Source organism: Natronocella acetinitrilica (assembly GCF_024170285.1).
GTDB classification, from domain to species: domain Bacteria; phylum Pseudomonadota; class Gammaproteobacteria; order Nitrococcales; family Aquisalimonadaceae; genus Natronocella; species Natronocella acetinitrilica.
In genome coordinates this window covers 246,318-263,626 of record NZ_JALJXV010000001.1, presented here as the reverse complement: position 1 = coordinate 263,626, position 17,309 = coordinate 246,318, and the positions used below count along the sequence as shown (strand labels likewise).

General features: G+C 64.3%; 21 protein-coding genes. 15 read left to right on the top strand and 6 right to left on the bottom strand.

Going from position 1 to position 17,309, the window contains the following annotated elements; genetic code table 11:
- Window positions 1-12: 12 nt before the first annotated feature.
- Together J2T57_RS01320 and waaA are read left to right on the top strand one after the other, a co-directional pair.
- Window positions 13-1,032, top strand: coding sequence for a glycosyltransferase family 9 protein (locus J2T57_RS01320; RefSeq protein ID WP_253473065.1), 1,020 nt, complete (start codon window positions 13-15; stop codon window positions 1,030-1,032).
- Window positions 1,032-2,306 carry a lipid IV(A) 3-deoxy-D-manno-octulosonic acid transferase gene (waaA, locus tag J2T57_RS01315; RefSeq protein WP_253473062.1) on the top strand — a complete coding sequence of 425 codons (1,275 nt, stop codon included), beginning with the start codon at window positions 1,032-1,034 and terminating at the stop codon, window positions 2,304-2,306. The genes J2T57_RS01320 and waaA overlap by 1 nt, the downstream gene beginning before the upstream one ends.
- A gap of 7 nt (window positions 2,307-2,313) precedes the next feature.
- On the opposite strand, the gene J2T57_RS01310 is transcribed toward waaA, so the two are convergent.
- Window positions 2,314-2,637 (bottom strand): rhodanese-like domain-containing protein, encoded by a 324-nt coding sequence (locus J2T57_RS01310; RefSeq protein ID WP_253473059.1) that lies wholly within the window; start codon window positions 2,635-2,637, stop codon window positions 2,314-2,316.
- A 10-nt stretch (window positions 2,638-2,647) separates the two neighbouring features.
- The gene (locus tag J2T57_RS01305; RefSeq protein WP_253473056.1) at window positions 2,648-3,310 is read right to left on the bottom strand and encodes a protein-L-isoaspartate O-methyltransferase family protein; all 663 of its coding nucleotides are present in this window, start codon (window positions 3,308-3,310) and stop codon (window positions 2,648-2,650) included.
- Between the two features lie 196 nt (window positions 3,311-3,506).
- Between J2T57_RS01305 and J2T57_RS01300 the strand changes: the two genes are divergently transcribed.
- Genes J2T57_RS01300 through J2T57_RS01285 form a run of 4 tightly spaced genes read left to right on the top strand, consistent with a single transcriptional unit; the run spans window position 3,507 to window position 5,755 of the window.
- On the top strand, window positions 3,507-4,217 hold the full coding sequence (locus tag J2T57_RS01300) for a MotA/TolQ/ExbB proton channel family protein (protein WP_253473053.1): 711 nt from the start codon (window positions 3,507-3,509) through the stop codon (window positions 4,215-4,217).
- On the top strand, window positions 4,207-4,611 hold the full coding sequence (locus tag J2T57_RS01295) for an ExbD/TolR family protein (protein ID WP_253473049.1): 405 nt from the start codon (window positions 4,207-4,209) through the stop codon (window positions 4,609-4,611). Before J2T57_RS01300 ends, J2T57_RS01295 begins: the two co-directional genes overlap by 11 nt.
- Window positions 4,611-5,018 carry an ExbD/TolR family protein gene (locus J2T57_RS01290; RefSeq protein ID WP_253473046.1) on the top strand — a complete coding sequence of 136 codons (408 nt, stop codon included), beginning with the start codon at window positions 4,611-4,613 and terminating at the stop codon, window positions 5,016-5,018. Before J2T57_RS01295 ends, J2T57_RS01290 begins: the two co-directional genes overlap by 1 nt.
- Window positions 5,018-5,755, top strand: coding sequence for an energy transducer TonB (locus J2T57_RS01285; RefSeq protein WP_253473043.1), 738 nt, complete (start codon window positions 5,018-5,020; stop codon window positions 5,753-5,755). The genes J2T57_RS01290 and J2T57_RS01285 overlap by 1 nt, the downstream gene beginning before the upstream one ends.
- A gap of 43 nt (window positions 5,756-5,798) precedes the next feature.
- Here J2T57_RS01285 and J2T57_RS01280 read toward each other — a convergent pair whose 3' ends face one another.
- The 3 genes from J2T57_RS01280 to J2T57_RS01270 form a co-directional block, all read right to left on the bottom strand.
- Entirely contained in the window at window positions 5,799-7,163 is a 1,365-nt protein-coding gene (locus tag J2T57_RS01280; RefSeq protein WP_253473040.1) for a DegQ family serine endoprotease, read from the bottom strand.
- Window positions 7,164-7,200: 37 nt separating this feature from the next.
- Window positions 7,201-8,145: a DnaJ C-terminal domain-containing protein gene (locus J2T57_RS01275; protein ID WP_253473037.1), complete on the bottom strand. Its 945-nt coding sequence runs from the start codon at window positions 8,143-8,145 to the stop codon at window positions 7,201-7,203.
- 110 nt (window positions 8,146-8,255) lie between these two features.
- Window positions 8,256-8,699 (bottom strand): Hsp20/alpha crystallin family protein, encoded by a 444-nt coding sequence (locus tag J2T57_RS01270; protein ID WP_253473034.1) that lies wholly within the window; start codon window positions 8,697-8,699, stop codon window positions 8,256-8,258.
- A 191-nt stretch (window positions 8,700-8,890) separates the two neighbouring features.
- On the opposite strand from J2T57_RS01270, the gene rpmB reads away from it, so the two are divergent.
- The 9 genes from rpmB (at window position 8,891) to J2T57_RS01225 (ending at window position 16,736) form a co-directional block, all read left to right on the top strand.
- Window positions 8,891-9,127: a 50S ribosomal protein L28 gene (rpmB, locus tag J2T57_RS01265; RefSeq protein ID WP_253473031.1), complete on the top strand. Its 237-nt coding sequence runs from the start codon at window positions 8,891-8,893 to the stop codon at window positions 9,125-9,127.
- A gap of 13 nt (window positions 9,128-9,140) precedes the next feature.
- Complete coding sequence (gene rpmG / locus J2T57_RS01260) at window positions 9,141-9,296, top strand: 50S ribosomal protein L33 (protein WP_253473029.1); 156 nt, start codon at window positions 9,141-9,143, stop codon at window positions 9,294-9,296.
- Between the two features lie 214 nt (window positions 9,297-9,510).
- Window positions 9,511-10,713 carry an EAL and HDOD domain-containing protein gene (locus tag J2T57_RS01255; protein WP_253473026.1) on the top strand — a complete coding sequence of 401 codons (1,203 nt, stop codon included), beginning with the start codon at window positions 9,511-9,513 and terminating at the stop codon, window positions 10,711-10,713.
- Window positions 10,714-10,763: 50 nt separating this feature from the next.
- Window positions 10,764-11,693, top strand: a complete 930-nt coding sequence (locus tag J2T57_RS01250; protein ID WP_253473023.1) for an ABC transporter ATP-binding protein — start codon at window positions 10,764-10,766, stop codon at window positions 11,691-11,693.
- Complete coding sequence (locus J2T57_RS01245; RefSeq protein WP_253473020.1) at window positions 11,690-12,454, top strand: ABC transporter permease; 765 nt, start codon at window positions 11,690-11,692, stop codon at window positions 12,452-12,454. Before J2T57_RS01250 ends, J2T57_RS01245 begins: the two co-directional genes overlap by 4 nt.
- A 34-nt stretch (window positions 12,455-12,488) precedes the next feature.
- Window positions 12,489-13,844 carry a GldG family protein gene (locus tag J2T57_RS01240; protein ID WP_253473017.1) on the top strand — a complete coding sequence of 452 codons (1,356 nt, stop codon included), beginning with the start codon at window positions 12,489-12,491 and terminating at the stop codon, window positions 13,842-13,844.
- Entirely contained in the window at window positions 13,844-14,698 is an 855-nt protein-coding gene (locus J2T57_RS01235) for a hypothetical protein (RefSeq protein ID WP_253473013.1), read from the top strand. The genes J2T57_RS01240 and J2T57_RS01235 overlap by 1 nt, the downstream gene beginning before the upstream one ends.
- Before the next feature lie 6 nt (window positions 14,699-14,704).
- Window positions 14,705-15,520 carry a bifunctional DNA-formamidopyrimidine glycosylase/DNA-(apurinic or apyrimidinic site) lyase gene (gene mutM, locus J2T57_RS01230; RefSeq protein WP_253473010.1) on the top strand — a complete coding sequence of 272 codons (816 nt, stop codon included), beginning with the start codon at window positions 14,705-14,707 and terminating at the stop codon, window positions 15,518-15,520.
- Between the two features lie 133 nt (window positions 15,521-15,653).
- On the top strand, window positions 15,654-16,736 hold the full coding sequence (locus tag J2T57_RS01225) for a ParM/StbA family protein (RefSeq protein ID WP_253473007.1): 1,083 nt from the start codon (window positions 15,654-15,656) through the stop codon (window positions 16,734-16,736).
- A 51-nt stretch (window positions 16,737-16,787) separates the two neighbouring features.
- On the opposite strand, the gene greB is transcribed toward J2T57_RS01225, so the two are convergent.
- Window positions 16,788-17,300 (bottom strand): transcription elongation factor GreB, encoded by a 513-nt coding sequence (gene greB / locus J2T57_RS01220; protein WP_253473004.1) that lies wholly within the window; start codon window positions 17,298-17,300, stop codon window positions 16,788-16,790.
- Between the last annotated feature and the right edge of the window lie 9 nt (window positions 17,301-17,309).

Sequence of the window (17,309 nt, the reverse complement as noted above, 5' to 3'; positions counted from 1 at the left end):
GACTGTTGCCACATGGTCCCGGTGATCAGAAGCCTGCAGCAGGCCTGGCCCGAGACGCACATCACCTGGATTATCGGGCGCACCGAATCCGTACTGCTGGGCGATCTGGACGGGGTGGAGTTTATCACTTTCGATAAGCGTGCTGGCGCCGCCGGGCGCCGTGCCGTGGCCGAGGCGCTGTCCCAGCGCCGCTTCGATGCCCTGTTGCTGATGCAGGTTGCACTGCGTGCCGGGTGGCTGTCCCGGGTGGTCCGGGCCGATCAGCGCATTGGTTTCGACAGCCAGCGCAGCCGAGACTTCCATGGCCTGTTCGTCAACCGTCGGATTGCCCCCCATCCACGGGCCCACGTGATGGACGGGTTTTTCGATTTCATCAACGCGCTCGGCGTGACCGAGCGGGTGCTGCGCTGGGATATCCCGGTTCCCGAGGCGGCCCGCCAGCGGGCCGATGACCTCGTTCCGCCGGATCAGCCGACAATGGTGATCAGCCCGTGCAGCTCGCAGCGGGTGGCCAACTTCCGAAACTGGTCAATCGCGTCCTATGTGGAACTGGTGCGCCACGCCCACAACCGGCATGGGCTGCAGGTGATCATCACCGGCGGGCCGACGGCGGAAGAGCGCCGCTACGGTGAGAGTATTGCCCGGGAGGCTGGCGTGCCAGTGGAGAACCTGGTCGGTAGAACCACGCTCAAGGAACTGCTGGCAATACTGGGGCGCGCCGAGGTCGTGGTCTCGCCGGACTCCGGGCCGGCTCATATGGCAGTGGCGGCGGGCACACCCGTGATCGGCTTGTATGCGACGTCCAATCCGGATCGGACGGGACCCTATCTCGGTCGCCGCTGGGTGGTGAATCGCTATCCCGACGCGGTAAAGGCGCATTGGGGCAAGAGCGTGGACCAAGTTGCCTGGGGGCGGCGTGTTCGTCGTGCCGATGCCATGGACCTGATCACCGTTGCCGACGTGACCGGTCGCCTCGATGCGCTCATGGCCACTCCAGGGGCCGAGCGGCTGCAGGAGCGGATCTCGCCGTGATGCGGTTCGCCTATACCGTCTTGCTGTATCTGCTGGTTCCGTGGATGCCCTTGTACCTGCTGTGGCGCGGTCGGCGCCAGCCGCTGTATCGCAAGCGGTGGTCGGAACGCTTCTTCGGGCATGTTCCGGCCCGTGTGCCAAGGGGCAGCATCTGGGTCCATGCCGCATCTGTCGGTGAAGTGCAGGCTGCCGGACCGTTCCTGCGGGAGCTTCGTCATCGCTATCCCGGCATTCCCCTGGTAGTGACGACCCAGACGCCGACCGGGGCGCTGCAACTGGATCGACAGTTCGGTGACAGCGTCCACCATTGCTATGTGCCGTTCGACCTGCCCCACGCTGTTGCCGCGTTCCTCAATCGCCTGCAGCCACGCCTTGCCATCATCGTGGAAATGGAACTATGGCCGAACCTGTTCCACGGTATCCACCGTCGTCGCATTCCCCTGCTGCTGGTCAATGCACGACTCTCGGCATCGACGGCGGCGGGCTATTCCCGGGTCCGGCGGTTGATGGAACCGGTGCTGCAATGTCCGACACGCATCGCTGCGCAGAGTCGGGATGATGCCCGACGCCTGCTGGAACTCGGTGCCCCGGATGAGCGCCTGGTGGTGGCCGGCAGCCTGAAGTTCGATCAGTCGGTGCCGGCGAGCACACGAGAGCAGGGCGAGGTGTTGCGCCAGCAACTGGGGGCCAACCGCCCGACCTGGATCGCCGCCAGTACCCGTGAGGGTGAAGAGGAGCAGGTTCTGGCGGCCCATGCGCTGGTTCTGAAGACGTTGCCGGAAACCCTGCTGATACTGGTGCCCCGTCATCCCGACCGCTTCGATGGAGTGGCCGATCTGGTCCAGGAGGCCGGTTTCAACCTGGCGCGACGTTCCGAGGGTGGCGTCTGCCCGGCCCATGTGCAGGTGTACCTGGGAGACACCATGGGCGAGTTGCCGTTGCTCTACGCCGCCTCCGACATCGCCTTCGTCGGTGGCAGTCTCGTGCCCATGGGGGCGCATAACCTGCTGGAGCCCGCCGCGCTTGGCCTGCCGGTGCTGGTTGGCCTCCACACCTACAACTTTGCCGACATCACCCGGCAACTGGTGGAGGCCGGTGCCTGCGATCAGGTGGCGGACGCCAACCTGCTGGCCGATGCGGTGATCGAATTGCTGGAGAACCCGGATCGGCGGGCCGACATGGGGCGCGCTGGACGTGGGATGGTGGAAGCGAACCGCGGGGCAACCGGCTTCGTCATCGACGAGGTCAAGGCCTTGCTGGAGTCGTCGCGCTAGGACGGCGCTAGTAGCGGGGCACCGACGGGTCGACTTCCAGCGACCAGGCGTCGACCCCGCCCTGCAGGTTCTCCACCGTCTCCCAACCCTGCTGTAACAGATAGTGGGCCACCTGCTCGCTGCGCATGCCGTGATGGCAGATGCAGACTATGGGCCGGTCCTGGGGGATGTCGTCGGTGCGCCCCGTGATCTGCCCCATGGGAATATGCACCGAGCCCGGGATATGTCCCAGGTTGAATTCCCAGTCCTCGCGGACGTCCAGCAGGAACAGGGATTCATCACGGTCGAGTCGGCTACGTAGCTGTGTGGCGTCGGTTCGGGCGAGAGCCATCAGTGTTTCCCTAGAATTCGAAGTGGCGAGTGCGGTGGGCGTTGATCAGTGCCGGGATGTGGGTATCTACCAGGCTATCCACGGCCCATTGATCCTCGGCCACGCGGATGATCAACAACGCTTCCATGATCGGGCCGTCGCCTACAATCACGAAGAGGCGTCCACCGATGGTCAGGGCCCGGTGAAAGCCCTGGTGCAACTCGGGTAGCGAGCCGGTCACGGCGATGGCGTCGTAGCGCTTGCCGTCATCCCAGCCGCGGGCGGCATCGCCATCCACGAAAGTGACGTTTCGAAGGCCCTCTTTCTCGAGTCGGGTGCCGGCCAGCTCATGGAACTCAGGGTGAATATCCACCGTGGTGACATGGCGGGCCAGGGTGGCAAGACAGGCGGTGAGATAGCCGCTGCCAGTGCCGATCTCCAGTACCTGCTCGGTCTCCTGCGGTGCCACCGCCTGCAGGATGCGGCCCTCCTGGCGCGGCGAGAGCATGACCTGACCGTGGGCCAGGGGCAGGTTGAGATCGGAGTAGGCGAGATTACGGTGTTTCGGGTCGACGAAATGTTCGCGGAGCACGCGGTCCATGACGTCCAGTGCCCGCGGATCCAGCACGTCCCAGGGGCGTACCTGCTGTTCCACCATGTTGAAGCGGGCTTGCTCCAGGTTCATTTCTCGCATCAGGGTCTCCGCTGTCCGTTTCCGCACGCTGCTCACGCTTCGGGCGATTGGGCAACTATGATAAGCGTTCCAGGCCCGGAGTTTAAGATTTGCGCCGGATTCTGTGGAAGAGGCTGACAATCCGGGTCTCTTTGCAAATAGTTCTCAATCGCAATAGTATCTCGCAATTCTGAAATCTCCTGGCAGAGGTTGGTCTATGGACGGCAGCGAATTCCTTCAACGGTTGTCAGTGCTCACCGAGTTGGGCGGGCCGGTGGTGATGATTCTGCTTGCCATGTCCGTGGTCGCGCTTGCCATCGTGCTGATCAAGAGCTGGCAGTTCCAGGCGCTGCGATTACACCGGACGGGCTTTGTCGATGGCGTCATCGAGCGCCTCGCCGCAGGCCGCGCCGACGAAGCCGCCGCGCTGCTCGCCGACGAGCGCAACCCCATCGCCCGTGTCATGGCGACGGCGATAGCCGAGCGCCAGCGACGCCCGGAGCACGATGCGCTGGTCCGGGAAGAGGTCGGGCGGGTTGGTGCCCGGTATCTGGAAAGCCTGCGTTCGCAACTGCGCAGTCTCGAGGTGATTGGGGCGCTCAGCCCGTTGCTCGGGCTGTTGGGCACGGTGCTGGGGATGATCGAGGCCTTCCGGCAACTCGAGGCGGCTGGCAGCCGGGTCGACCCGGCCCTGCTCTCCGGCGGTATCTGGGAGGCCCTGCTCACCACAGCTGTCGGTCTTGCCGTGGCGATCCCCGCAGTGTTCGCGCTGAACTGGCTTGAGCGCCGGGTCGAGCGTTTCAGACACGCCATGGAAGATTCCGTGACCCGCGTGTTCACGCAGTCGGCGGATCCTGAGCCCCAACGGCTCAGCAGCGCGGCCCCAGCTGCCGAGCTTGCCGCGAGGCGTGCCGGCGATGCGCATTGAGTGGGCACCCAGACGAAAGCGCAGCATCGTCAGCCTGACCCCATTGATCGATGTGGTGTTCATCCTGCTGGTGTTTTTCATGCTGGCCTCGAGTTTTCTCGACTGGCGTTCCGCCAGTCTCGCGATTCCTCCGCTCGGTGATGCAGCCGCGGAAGCGGAGTCCGAACTCATCGTCATTCGCCTGACTGATAGTGGCGAGATTGTGTTTGACGGTGAGGTGACGGATCGCGCGGGGCTTGATGTGCTGATAAGCCAGGCACTGGCGGCGGACAGCGAGCGGCCCATGGTGCTGCGACCTGAACCGGGCGTGCCCTTGCGCGACATCATGTGGGTGGTGGATTCGGCCACGGCTGCAGGTGGTACCAACCTCTCGCTGCAGCGGGGAGGCGAGTAATGCATTTCCCGGATCCGCCCCGCCGTGAGCAGGGTGAAAACGTCATTCCCCTGATCAATATCGTCTTTCTGCTGCTGATCTTCTTCATGCTGGCCGGTGCCCTCACCGCCACCGACCCGTTTGATGTCGAGCCTCCGGAAACCCGGGACGGTCGCGAGGCCGAGCGGACCGAGGACGGCATGATACTGCTGGCCGCCGACGGCCGCCTGGCTTTCGAAGGTGAAGAACTGGCCGCAGAAGATCTGACCATGCGACTGCAGGAGCGACTGGCTGGAGCGGAACCGCCGCCCATCAAGCTCAAGGCCGATGCCGACGTATCCGCGGAGGCCGTGCTCGATCTGATGGATCTGCTGCGGGACGTGGGCCTGGAGCGCCTCGTGCTGTTGACCAATCCGGCGGAGTCCTGATGTCCGAGCTGGGACTGCGACATTGGCTTGTGGTGCTGGCCATTGCCATCATGGTGCATCTGGTGGTGCTGGGTGCCTGGCGCGAGCCCTCGGCGGATCCGGAGCTGATCGTGCCGGCGGGCGTCGAGATCCAGCTGACGGCAACCCGGGGCTCGCCGGAGGGTGAAGTCCAGCCAGAGCCGGAGCCAGAGCCGGAGCCGGAGCCGGAGCCGGAGCCAGAGCCAGAGCCGGAGCCGGAGCCAGAACCGGAGCCAGAACCGGAGCCAGAACCGGAGCCGGAGCCGGAGCCAGAGCCGGAGCCAGAGCCAGAGCCAGAGCCAGAGCCAGAGCCAGAGCCAGAGCCAGAGCCAGAGCCAGAGCCGGCCCCACCGTCCGAGGACGTGCTCGGACTGGAGGATGCCCCGGAACTGGCCGACGAGGAGCCCAGCGCCGAGGAAGCCATCGCTGGTGATCCTGAAGCCGAGGAGAACTATCTGAGCTGGCTCGGCGGCTATCTACAGCGCTATCGGGAATACCCCCGACAGGCGGAGCGCCGCCGCCAGGAGGGGACAGTCATCGTCCGCTTCACCGTGGACACCGATGGCGCCATCTCGGCCATCGAGATCGAACAGTCCTCGGGCCATGGCCTGCTGGATGACGCCGTGATCGCGCTGCTGGAGAGGCTGTCGCCGCTACCGGATGCCCCCGATCGGCGTCTCGAGGACATCCGGCTGCCGGTGGAGTACCGGCTGCGCTGATCAGGCGCAGGCCGGATGCGTTATCTGCCCCGCCTGGCGCTGCTCAGCGCAACGCCAGGAACAGTGCCCCACTGCCGCGTTGCAGATGCAGCAACAATTCACCGTTGGCGGGAACTGCGGCCTGAAGGTCGGTCAGATCCCGCACCGGGCGCCTATTCACCGAAAGCACCACGTCACCCACCCGCAGGCCGGAGCCCTCGGCACGGCTTCCCGGCTCGACGGTTTGTACTTGCACCCGGTTCTCCCGGCCCTGTCGTGTTTCCACGTCCGCCATAGTAAAGGTGACGCCTGCAAGCCGGGGTGTCAGGGCCGCACCGCTCAGGGTTTCCAGTTCCGGGCTGGTGAGCACCGCGGACAGGGTCTGCCGCTCGCCGTTGCGGATCACCTCCAGCCTGACCTCGTCGCCCACCCGCAGCAGGCCCACCGCATTGCGCAGCTCGCTGGCCTGGCGGACGGGACGGCCGTTGATGGCGGCAACAATGTCGCCGCTCTCAAGGCCGGCCGCCTCGGCCGCCGACCCCGGGAACACCTGGGTGACCACGACGCCGCTGCGCGCGGCTAGCCCGAACGCTTCCGCCAACTCCGTGGTCAGGTCCTGCACGCTGACGCCCAGCCGGCCGCGGCTCACTTCGCCGTGGGCGATCAACTGCTCCATGATCGCCTGGGCCATGTTCATGGGAATGGCGAAACCGATGCCGATGTTGCCGCCAGCGGGGCTCAGGATTGCGGTGTTGATACCGACCAGTTCGCCGCGGAGGTTGACCAGGGCGCCACCGGAATTGCCGGGATTGATCGACGCATCGGTCTGGATGTAGTCCTGGTAGCCATCCATGGGCAGGCCGGAGCGCCCCAGGGCGCTGACGATCCCCGACGTGACCGTCTGGCCGAGACCGAACGGGTTACCGATAGCGATCACGAAATCGCCCACGCGAAGCTGGTCGGAGTCCGCCAGTGGCAAAGCCCGGAGGTCGTCGGCGGTGATGCGGATGATGGCCAGATCCGTGTCCCGGTCGCTACCGATGCGCTCGGCGCTCAACTCCCGGCCGTCGGCAAGCGTCACGGTGATCTGCTCGGCGTTCTGGATCACGTGGTGGTTGGTGAGGATGAATCCGGCTTCCGCATCGACGATCACGCCGGAACCCAGGCTCTGGGTGCGGCGTTCCCGTGGTTGTTGCGGCATATCGAAAAAACGCCGGAAGAATGGGTCGTCCATCAAGGGACTGCTGCGCACGGTTTCACGCCCCCGGGTAGCGATATTCACCACCGCGGGGGTGGTGCGCTCCAGCATAGGAGCCAGGGATGGCAGCGGCCCGTCGTCCACTTCCAGTGGTAGGCTTGCCTGCGCAGGTGCGGCGAGGGCGGTGCAGAGTGCTACGGTAAAGACCCAGAGCAAGGGCCCGTGCTTCATCGCGGTATCTCCACGTCAGTTGCCAGTCTTCTACTGCCTACACCCGCAGGCTCTCCCTGGGGTTCAGCGGCATCTCGTCCCGCATCCGCCGGTACAGGGCTTTCGCCTTTTCGGTGTCCGCCGGAGGCGTCATCAGTTGCAGGGTCACGTACTGATCGCCGGGCGGTTTGCCCGGTAGCCCGCGACCCTTGAGTCGGAACCGTTTCCCGTTCTGCGCGCCAGCGGGCACGGTCATGTCGATCCAGCCGCCCAGGGTGGGCACCTGCAGCTTGCAGCCCAGCGCCGCCTCCCAGGGCGTCACGGGCAGATCCAGGTGGATATCCCGCCCTTCCAGCCGGTACTGCTTGTGCGGCGCGATGTTGATCTCCAGGTAAAGATCCCCGCGGGCACCGCCACCGACTCCGGGTTGGCCCTGTCCGCTCAGCCTGATCTGCTGGCCCTGGGTGACGCCTGCGGGGATGCGAACCCGCAGCTGTCTTGGCTCAAGCCGCTGTTGACCGTTGCCATCAGTCACCCGGGTCTGCAGGCGCAGGTTACGGGTCGCGCCGTGAAAGGCATCCTCCAGGGTGATGGTGGTTGTCACCGTCTGGTCCTGACCCTTGCGCGGCGCGCTGGCGCGACGAAAACCACCGAAGTCGGCGAACGGGTCGCGACCATGGCCGAACAGGCTCTCGAAAAACTCGCTGAAGGCTGCATCGGCGCCAGCGCCCCTGCCGCCACCCTGCCACTCCCAGCCCGGTGGGGGGCGGAAGTCCTGGCCCTGCTTCCAGTTGGCACCGAGCTGGTCATATGCCTGGCGTTTCTCCGGGTCCTGCAATACTTCATAGGCCTCGCTGACCTCCTTGAAACGGGCCTCGGCGTCACTCTCCTTGCTGACGTCCGGATGAAACTTCCTGGCCAGGCGGCGGTAGGCCTTCTTGATCACCTCCTGCGGGGCGTCCCTGGGCACGCCAAGCACCTTGTAGTAGTCCTTGAACTCCATAACCGGTCATCCCCGCGTTCGTTTTACACGACCGGCGGCGCCGAAGGCATCAGTGACTCCTTCAGCGCCGCCGCTCAATAAAGCGGGCGGTGTGGACACCGCCCGGCAGTTCAGCTCTGCACAGTAATGCGGCGCGGCTGCACTTTTTCCTGCTTGGGTATGACAATTTCCAGAACCCCATTACGGCTACTGGCCGACACGCGCTCCGCATCCGCTGTATCCGGCAGGGAGAATCGACGGTAGAAACTGCCGCGTATCCTCTCCACGCGACGGTATCCCTCGCGGGTTTCGTCGCTGTCGTGGTGCCGCTCGCCACGGATGGAGAGCACGCCGTTTTCCATGCTGATCTCGATCTTCTCCGGGTCGACGCCGGGAATATCGGCATGGATGAGGTAGCGATCGTTCTCTTCGCGGATATCCACCGCCGGCACCCAGTCACTGGTTGCCATGCTGCTCGCGTCCGTGCCGGGGGACTGGCGATGGTCGAACAAGGTGTTCATTTCGCTACTGAGCTGGTTCAACAGGCTCCAAGGTTCGTGGCGCCGAATGTTCATGTTAACCTCCTGATTTGACTCTCGATGCGAGTGTCTGTACGGCCTAGATAGTGGCGTTTTTCGGCTTTTCAATAGGGCCGGTTGACGTCGGGCGCTTGAACGCGGCCCCGGCAACTGGTATAAAACCCGCCTTTCTGTGCGCCCGCCTGCTGCGCGGCGTCAACGTGTTTGATTCAAAGAGGCGGTCAGCGATGTCCAAGGTATGCCAGGTGACGGGCAAGCGCCCCACCGTCGGGAACAATGTCTCCCACGCCAACAACAAGACGCGGCGTCGATTCCTGCCGAACCTGCACTTCCATCGCTTCTGGGTGGAAAGCGAGAATCGCTGGGTTCGTCTGCGGGTCTCCGGCAAGGGCCTGCGCATCATCGACAAGGTGGGCATCGATCAGGTTCTGGCTGATCTGCGTGCCCGCGGCGAAAAGGTCTGAGGAGGCCACGATCATGAGAGACAAGATCAAGCTGGTGTCGTCCGCTGGAACGGGCCACTACTACACCACCAACAAGAACAAGCGGAATACGCCCAACAAGCTCGAATTCAAGAAGTACGACCCCGTTGTGCGCAAGCATGTGATGTATAAGGAAGCGAAGATCAAGTAATTCCAAGCCCGGCTCACCCCCGGGCTTCCTGTTTTGCCCTCTCCTGACCGGCCCCGTCTCTTTCCGCACACCCGAGAGTGAAATGGATCACAGTGTGATCCATGGCGCCTCGCGTCGCCTGAAAAACACGCTAGTATGGCTGCAACTTACTTATAAAGAGCGCAGACGGGCTGCACTTGACTGCCCAGGTAGCCAGGGGCGCAGGAATCATTCAATGGATGAGGTGTTCATAGCGAGGCAGCCGATCTTCGCCCGGGACCTGAGCGTGTTCGGTTACGAGCTGCTGTTTCGGGAGGCTGGCGCCAGCGAGGAAGCGCAGTTCATCAACGGCGATCAGGCAACGTCTCAGGTCATCCTCAACGCCTTCACCGTGGTGGGGCTTGATCAACTGGTCGGCCGCCGCCGGGCCTTCATCAACCTGACCCGCGAATTTCTCGTGGGTGCCATCAAGTTGCCGTTCCCGGCGGAGCGGGTGGTGCTCGAGTTGCTGGAGGACCTGCCAGCGGAGCGCGCTCTGCTCGACGCGGTACAGCAGTTCCGCGACCAGGGCTACATGGTTTCGCTGGACGATTATACCGGCGGCACCAGCCAGCAGCCTTTCCTCTCCCAGGTGGATATCGTGAAGGTGGACGTGGCGCAGCTGGACGTGCTGCGTCTGCGTTCGCTGGTGGAAAGCCTGAAGCGTTACGGCGTCGAACTTCTGGCGCAAAAGGTCGAGACCCAGGAGATGTTCGAGCTATGCCGGGACGCAGGCTTCGACTACTTCCAGGGTTTTTTCCTGAGCCGGCCACGGACCATTCGCGGCAGTTCCATTCCCACCAACCGATTGCCCACGCTGAACCTCATGGCCAAGCTGTATCAACCCGAGGTGGATCTGCGGGATCTGGAGCAGATCATCAGCAGTGACGTGTCGCTGAGCTACAAGCTGCTTCGCTACATGAATTCGGCGTTCTTCCCAATCCAGCGACGCATTGACTCGATCCATCAGGCGGTGGTCTATCTCGGTGTGCGGGAACTCCAGTCGTGGGCTTCTCTGCTTGCCATGGCATCGGTCACGGACAAGCCATCGGAACTGATGACCACGCTCATGGTGCGGGCGCGTATGTGCCAGAAACTGGCCGAGCGCCTGGGTTATGCCTCCGGCAACACCTATTTCACCGTTGGTCTGTTTTCGGGGCTGGATGCCTTGATGGACGCCCAGCTCGAAGAGGTCCTGATGGCGCTGCCGCTCAGTGACGAGGTCATCGCCGCCCTGTTGCGGCATGAGGGCCGGCCTGGCCGGGTGCTGGAGTGCGTTCTGCACTACGAACTGGGAGACTGGGACTGGATCGAGTCCGCCGGTTACAATCCCGCCGTGGTGATCCAGTCCTATCTGGACTCCATCGACTGGGCGCGGGAAATCGCCGCCCGCTGGTAGGCTGCACAGGGCAGCATCATTCGCACCGCTTTACCGCTGACGAGTAGATCATGCCGGAGGACAGACTGCTGGAGGCCCGTCATCTTGCCCGCCACTACGGCGGTCGTGAGGCGGTGTCCGACGTCAACCTGCACGTCAATCGAGGCGAGGTGCTGGGCCTGCTCGGGCTGAACGGTGCAGGCAAGACCACGACATTGCGGATGCTCTGCGGCACTCTTGCACCCAGCGCCGGCGAGATCAGGCTGTGCGGCATCGATTTGCTGGAATCCCCCATCATGGCCAAGCGCCAGCTTGGCTACCTGCCGGAGATCCCGCCGCTGTATCCGGACACCAGGGTGCGGGAATATCTGCACTACGCGGCGACCTTGCGTCGGGTGCCGCGTCGCGACCGGCGTGTCGCGGTGGATGCCGCCCTGGAGGCCACCGGTCTTGCCGACGTTGCCCACCGCCTGATTCGCAACCTGTCCAAGGGGTATCAGCAGCGCGTGGGCATTGCCCAGGCCGTCGTCCATTCGCCGGCGCTGGTGGTGCTCGATGAACCCACCGCCGGGCTTGATCCGCAACAGGTCCAGGACATTCGCAAACTGATTCAGAGGCTGCAGCGTGACCGGGCGGTGATCTTTTCCAGCCATATACTCGGTGAAGTGCAGGCCTTGTGTGACCGGGTGGTCATTCTGCATCAGGGTCGACAGGTCTACGCCGGTGCGCCGCAGGGCGGCGAAAGCCGCGTCACGCGGAGTTTCAGCCTGCGTTTCCGCTCGTCACCGCCACTGGAAGTGATGGCCGTGGTTCCCGGCGTGGAAGTCACCGAGCGGCTCAGCAACGGCTATCGCATCGAGATCGGGCTCGATAGTGCCCTGGATGCGCTTGTGGCTCTCAGCGTGGAAGAGGGCTGGGGTCTCGTTGAACTCACCGAAGTACGGCCCACCCTGGAACAGGTGTTCCTGGAAGTTACCACCGGCCGTGTGGAGGCCGCATGATTGGCGCTATCGCATGGCGGGAGTTCCGGCAGATCATGGCCGCGCCCATGGCCTGGGTGGTGCTGGGCCTGGCCCAGGCGGCGGCAGCCTGGTGGTTCCTGCTGCTGGTGGAGCAGTATCGCACCCGCTACGAGTCGCTGGTGGTAAGGGTGAATAGCCCCATGGGCGTCAATGACCTGGTGCTGTTGCCGTTTTTCGGCAGCGCCTTGCTGATTGGCATGCTGCTGTTGGGCATGGCGCTCATGGCCATGCGCCTGGTGGCGGAGGAACGGCGCAGTGGCAGCCTGCAACTGCTCTATGCGTCGCCGGTGTCCATGGTGCAGATCGCGCTCGGCAAGTATTTCGCCGCCCTCGGCTTTCTCCTCGTGCTCGTGCTGCCCTGGGTGCTGATGCCCCTGGTCTTGCAGCAGGCCACGGTGCTGGATTTCGGTCGGCTCGCCTCGGCCGGTCTCGGGCTGACCATGCTGGCCGCGGTTTTCGCAGCCGTGGCCCTGTTTGCGTCCAGCGTGAGCCTGCAACCGGGGTTGGCGGCGGCGTTGTCCGTCGCCATCGCCGTTGCGCTCATGGGCATCAACAGCGGCGTTGACGCCATTGCCGGGCAGCAGGATCCGTTGGCCGATCATCTCTCGTTGCTCACCCACTACGAGCCGTTGGTGCAAGGTGTAGTGAGCACCGTCAATCTCGGATTTTTCACACTGGTCGTCATCGCCTTTATCGGACTGGCGGTCCGACGCCTGGACGTCCTCCGACTGCAGGCCTGACCCGTGATGAACCCCGCTGCTACAAGAGACCTGCATGCGCCTTGATCGACGATCCCGCCGCTGGCTAACCCTGCAGGGCTTCCTGTTCACGGCGCTGTTCCTGCTGATCCTGATCATCCTCGGGTGGCTGAGTACCCGCTACACCTGGGAGGTCGACATCTCCTCCGCCGGGCGGCAACCGCTACCTGCCGCCACGGTCGCGTTGCTGGAACGCATCGAGGAACCCGTCGAGATTGTCGCCTTCGTGCGACCTGACGACGTACTCGACGGGCACATTCGCCAGCTGGTGGAACGCTACCGGCGGGTGCAGCCGCGCATGGAACTCCGCGTGATCAACCCGGATGCCAGGCCCGACCTGGCCCGTGACTACGGCGTCGAAGGCCAGGGCGAGGTGGTGATCGAGTACCGGGGCCGTCGGGAAAGCGTCGGTGTCCCCAGTGAGCCGCGTCTCAGTGCGGCGCTGCAACGACTGTTGCGCAGCGGCGAGCAGCCACTGGTGTACCTGAGTGGTCACGGCGAACGGGATCTGCAGGGTCAGGCCAATCATGATCTGGGTGCCTTTGGTGACTACCTGCAGGAGCGCGGCCACCTGCTGCAGGCCGTCCAGCCCGCAACGGGCTCTTTGCCAGCCGGTGCGGAAGCGCTGGTGATTGCCGGCCCCAGGTCGGAATGGGTTGGCGATGTGCCGGAGCGCATTCGCAACTACCTGGATGCCGGCGGCAACCTGCTCTGGCTGGTGGACGACCGCGATCGGGAACGACTGGGGTTCCTTGCCGAGCACCTGGGGCTGCAGTTGCTGCCTGGCACGGTGGTTGAACCCCGGGCGGAAGAGCTGTTGGGGGTGGATGATCCCCGCTTGCTGGTGGTAGACGACTACGCGGGTCATCCCGGCCTGTCCGGTGTTCAGGGTGTGAGCCTGCTGTCCGGTGCCCGCGCCCTGGATCTCGCAGACAACGGACACGGCGACTGGACCGTCGAGGTGCTGCTGCGCAGTGAGCCCCGTCACTGGAACGAAACCGGCGATCTCGCTGAGGCGACGCTGGACCCGTCAGCGGGTGAACAGGAGGGGCCCCTGATGCTCGGCCTCAGTCTGCGACGCCCGCATCCCGAAGGCGCCGGCGAGCAACGTGTCGTCGTCATGGGGGATGCCAACTTCCTGTCCAATGCCTATATCGGCAATGGCGCGAATCTCAACCTGGGGCTGGCGCTGGTGGACTGGCTGGCTTCCGCGGACACCGCTGGCCTTCTGGCCGGTCAGGCGGCCCCGGATCAGCGTTTGCAGCTGACACGACAGGGCATTGCGTTTATGGGATTCGGTCTGTTGCTGGGGCTTCCGGGTAGCTGTCTGCTGGTGGCAGGCCTGCTCTGGTGGCGGCGGAGACGAGCCTGATGCGACGACGCTGGCTGATGCTTGCGGCCCTGGTGCTCGGCCTGTCAGGGCTGGCGGTGATTGCCTGGCTGGAGCCGGGTGCGCCGGGCGTGACTCCCCGATTGACCACGCTACAACCCGAGCACGTTCAGACGCTGCGTCTGCAAAGGCCCAACCGGGAAGACATGGCCTTGGTACGGCGTGACGGGGCCTGGCAGATTGCGGAGCCGGCTCGGGCCGCGGCCAGCGAATTCCATGTGCGTCAGGTGACACAACTGGCAGTGGCCCGCAGTCACCGACGGTATGACCGCGCTGAACTCGATGCCTCGGTGGTGGGCCTCGATCCGCCCCGGCTGCGCCTGGAACTCAATGGTCAGGTGCTGGAGTTTGGCGCTACGGACTCCGTGGACGGGCTGCGCTATGTAGCGGTGGGCGATCAGGTTCATCTCGTTCGTGATGAGGTCACACCGCTGCTTGAGGGTGGCTGGTGGAACTTCATTGATCGCCATCTGGTGCCGGGCACCTGGTCCATCGAGGAGGTGGAGTCCGAACACTTCCACCTGGCCCGGGAGGGTGGCGTCTGGCGCGACGGCCGTAGTGCCCTCAGCCGCGAGCAGGTCGGCAGCCTGATCGCTGATTTTCGTCTCGCTTCCGCGCTCGTGGTTCGCGAGGGCCGCCGCCGCCCGGACGCCGAACCTGAGCTGGTGCTGCGCTTCGACAACGGTGAAGTGCGCCGATTCATCGCGGCGGACAGCAACGGCGAGCGTCGGCTGAAGGAGCTGAACTCCGGCTTGCTCTATGTCTTCGATGGTGAGGTGCGCGATTATCTGCTGACCGGGCGCGCCGAGCCGCCCGCAGGCGACGGTGACGAGTAGCAGGCCATGCCCGAACTTCCCGAGGTCGAGACGACCCGCCGTGGTATCGAGCCGCACGTCACCGGGCGCATGGTCACCGCTGTGGCCGTCCGCGATCACCGCCTGCGCTGGCCAATCGAGCAGGGTTTGTCCGAGCGTCTGCGGGGCCAGCGGGTGCGTGCTGTCGAGCGGCGCGCCAAGTATCTGCTGCTTCGGCTCGAGCTTGGTACGCTCATGATTCATCTGGGCATGTCTGGCAGCCTGCGGATACTGCCCGCGGCGCAGCCGCCGGCATTGCACGAGCATGTGGACGTGCTGTTCGACAATGGCGCGATTCTTCGCTACGCGGATCCGCGGCGCTTCGGCAGCTTCCACTGGCTGCCCGGGGAAGTGCCCAGTCACGTGCTGCTCGCCAGTCTCGGCCCCGAGCCCCTGGAGGCCGGGCTGACGGCAGAATTCCTCTATCGTCGCTCCCGTGGTCGGCGCATCGCGGTCAAGACGTTCATCATGGATTCCCGCACCGTGGTGGGCGTGGGGAACATCTACGCCAGTGAAGCGCTGTTCCGGGCCGGTATCCTGCCGTCCCGCGCGGCCGGGCGCGTCAGCCTGCGACGCTACGCCCTGCTGGTGGACGCCATTCGCCACGTACTTGCCCAGGCCATTGCGGCGGGCGGTACCACGTTGCGGGATTTTGTCGGCAGTAGTGGACAGCCCGGCTATTTTAGCCAGGAACTGCAGGTCTACGGCCGGGAAGGCGAGCCCTGTCGCGTCTGTGGTGCACCTGTCCGGCAACAGCGCATGGCCCAGCGGGCCACCTATTTCTGCAGCCATTGTCAGCGTTAATCAATATCTCCTTCAGGAAATGCGACGTAGGCCTCTCTGCCCTCGTGGGCAGGCTGTGCTAGCATCCCCGAGGGGGGCAGGGCCGACGGATGATCCGCCGGCATCGGAAACGCACTCAGCAGGGGGTAGCGCAGTGGAACGTGTGATTGGTCTCGACATGGGATACGGCTTCATCAAGGCCAACGACGGCCGTGAAGTGCGTCGGTTCCCCAGTGTGGTTGGCGAGGGAACGGCCAGCAGCCCAACGTCCTTCGGTTTGCAGAAGCCGGATCCGACCAACGACCTGCGGGTTACAATCAATGGCAAGGTCTACTTTCTCGGCGATCTGGCCATCAAACACTCGCGCATGGCGCATCGTGGCCTCTCGGCGACCCGTGCCGAGGGTGATGATCTCAAGGTGTTGTTCCTTGGCGCGCTGAGTCTGTTCTGCCGCGACGCCATGAACGACTTCTACGTGGTCACCGGCCTGCCGCCGGGGCGCATGCACCTGGCGGATGATCTCGTCTCCCGCCTGCGCGGCGACCACACCATTACCCGCCACATGGGCAGCCGCAAGCAGGATCTGAGCATTCGCCTGGACAACATCGAGGTGGTGCCGCAGCCCCTCGGCACCTTCTGGTCGGAGGTGCTGGACGACCGCGGGCAACTCAATGAGAACTCACAGTTGCTTGGTGGCCGCATCGGCATCATTGATGTGGGCTTTCGCACCAGCGATTTCGCCACCATTGTCGATGGCGAGTATGCGCCGGCGTTCAGTCGGACGGTACCGATTGGCATTTCGACAGGCTACGACAACCTCGCGCAGGCCCTGGCCGAGCGTTTCGGCGTCGAACGGGAGACCTATACGCTAGATAACGCAGTTATCGAGGGTCATATCAACATCTCTGGCCGCAAGGAAGATATCGGCGACCTACGTGACGAGGTGTTGACGGACGTTGCGACCCGGTTGCTGGTAGAGGTGCAGTCCCTGTGGCAGTTGAAGGATTACGACACGATCCTGCTGACCGGCGGCGGTGGTCATCTGCTTGACGGCTATCTGCGACCGCAGGTCTCACAGTGTGTGTTGGTGAACGAGCCGGTCACCGCCAACGCTCGCGGCTACTATGCCTGGGGGGCTCACCAGAACCAGGACCAGCGCCCGGTACAGCCCGTGCATGACAGCGCGGTCGCCGAGGATGACGCGCCGGCGGAGAAGAAATCGAAAAAACAGGGATGATAAAGACACGCGCCTGACGTAGATGGCCCAACAATTTGCGTCAGGCGCGCTTCATCCGTCGGGATCGTGATACCAGATCGCGGTCACCGCGAAAATTTGCTTCCCCCGGGGTGTTTGTACCACCACGTCGTCGCCCACTGCCTTGCGCAGAACTGCCTTCGCCATGGGCGAGTCCAGGCTGATCCAGCCACGCCCGGTATCAATTTCATCCGAACCCACAATTCGATAACGCCTTGCCTCCCCGGACTCTGTCTCCAACTCGAACCAGGCACCGAAGTAAATTCGGCGTGTGTCCGCCGGCGTATCGTGAACAACCGTGACCTCGTCCAGCCGTTTGCTGAGGTAGCGGATGCGGCGGTCGATCTCCCGGAGCTGCTTCTTGCCGTAGATATACTCGGCGTTCTCCGATCGATCACCCAGCGCGGCGGCATCAGCCACCGCCTGGGTCACCTCGGGTCGCTTCACACGCCACAGCCAGTCGAGTTCCCTGCGTAACGCCTCCGCGCCTGCGGCGGTGATATGCGTGGAGCGCCCCGTCGCCCGGCTTTGCGTGGGTCCAGCCATGTCTGTCAT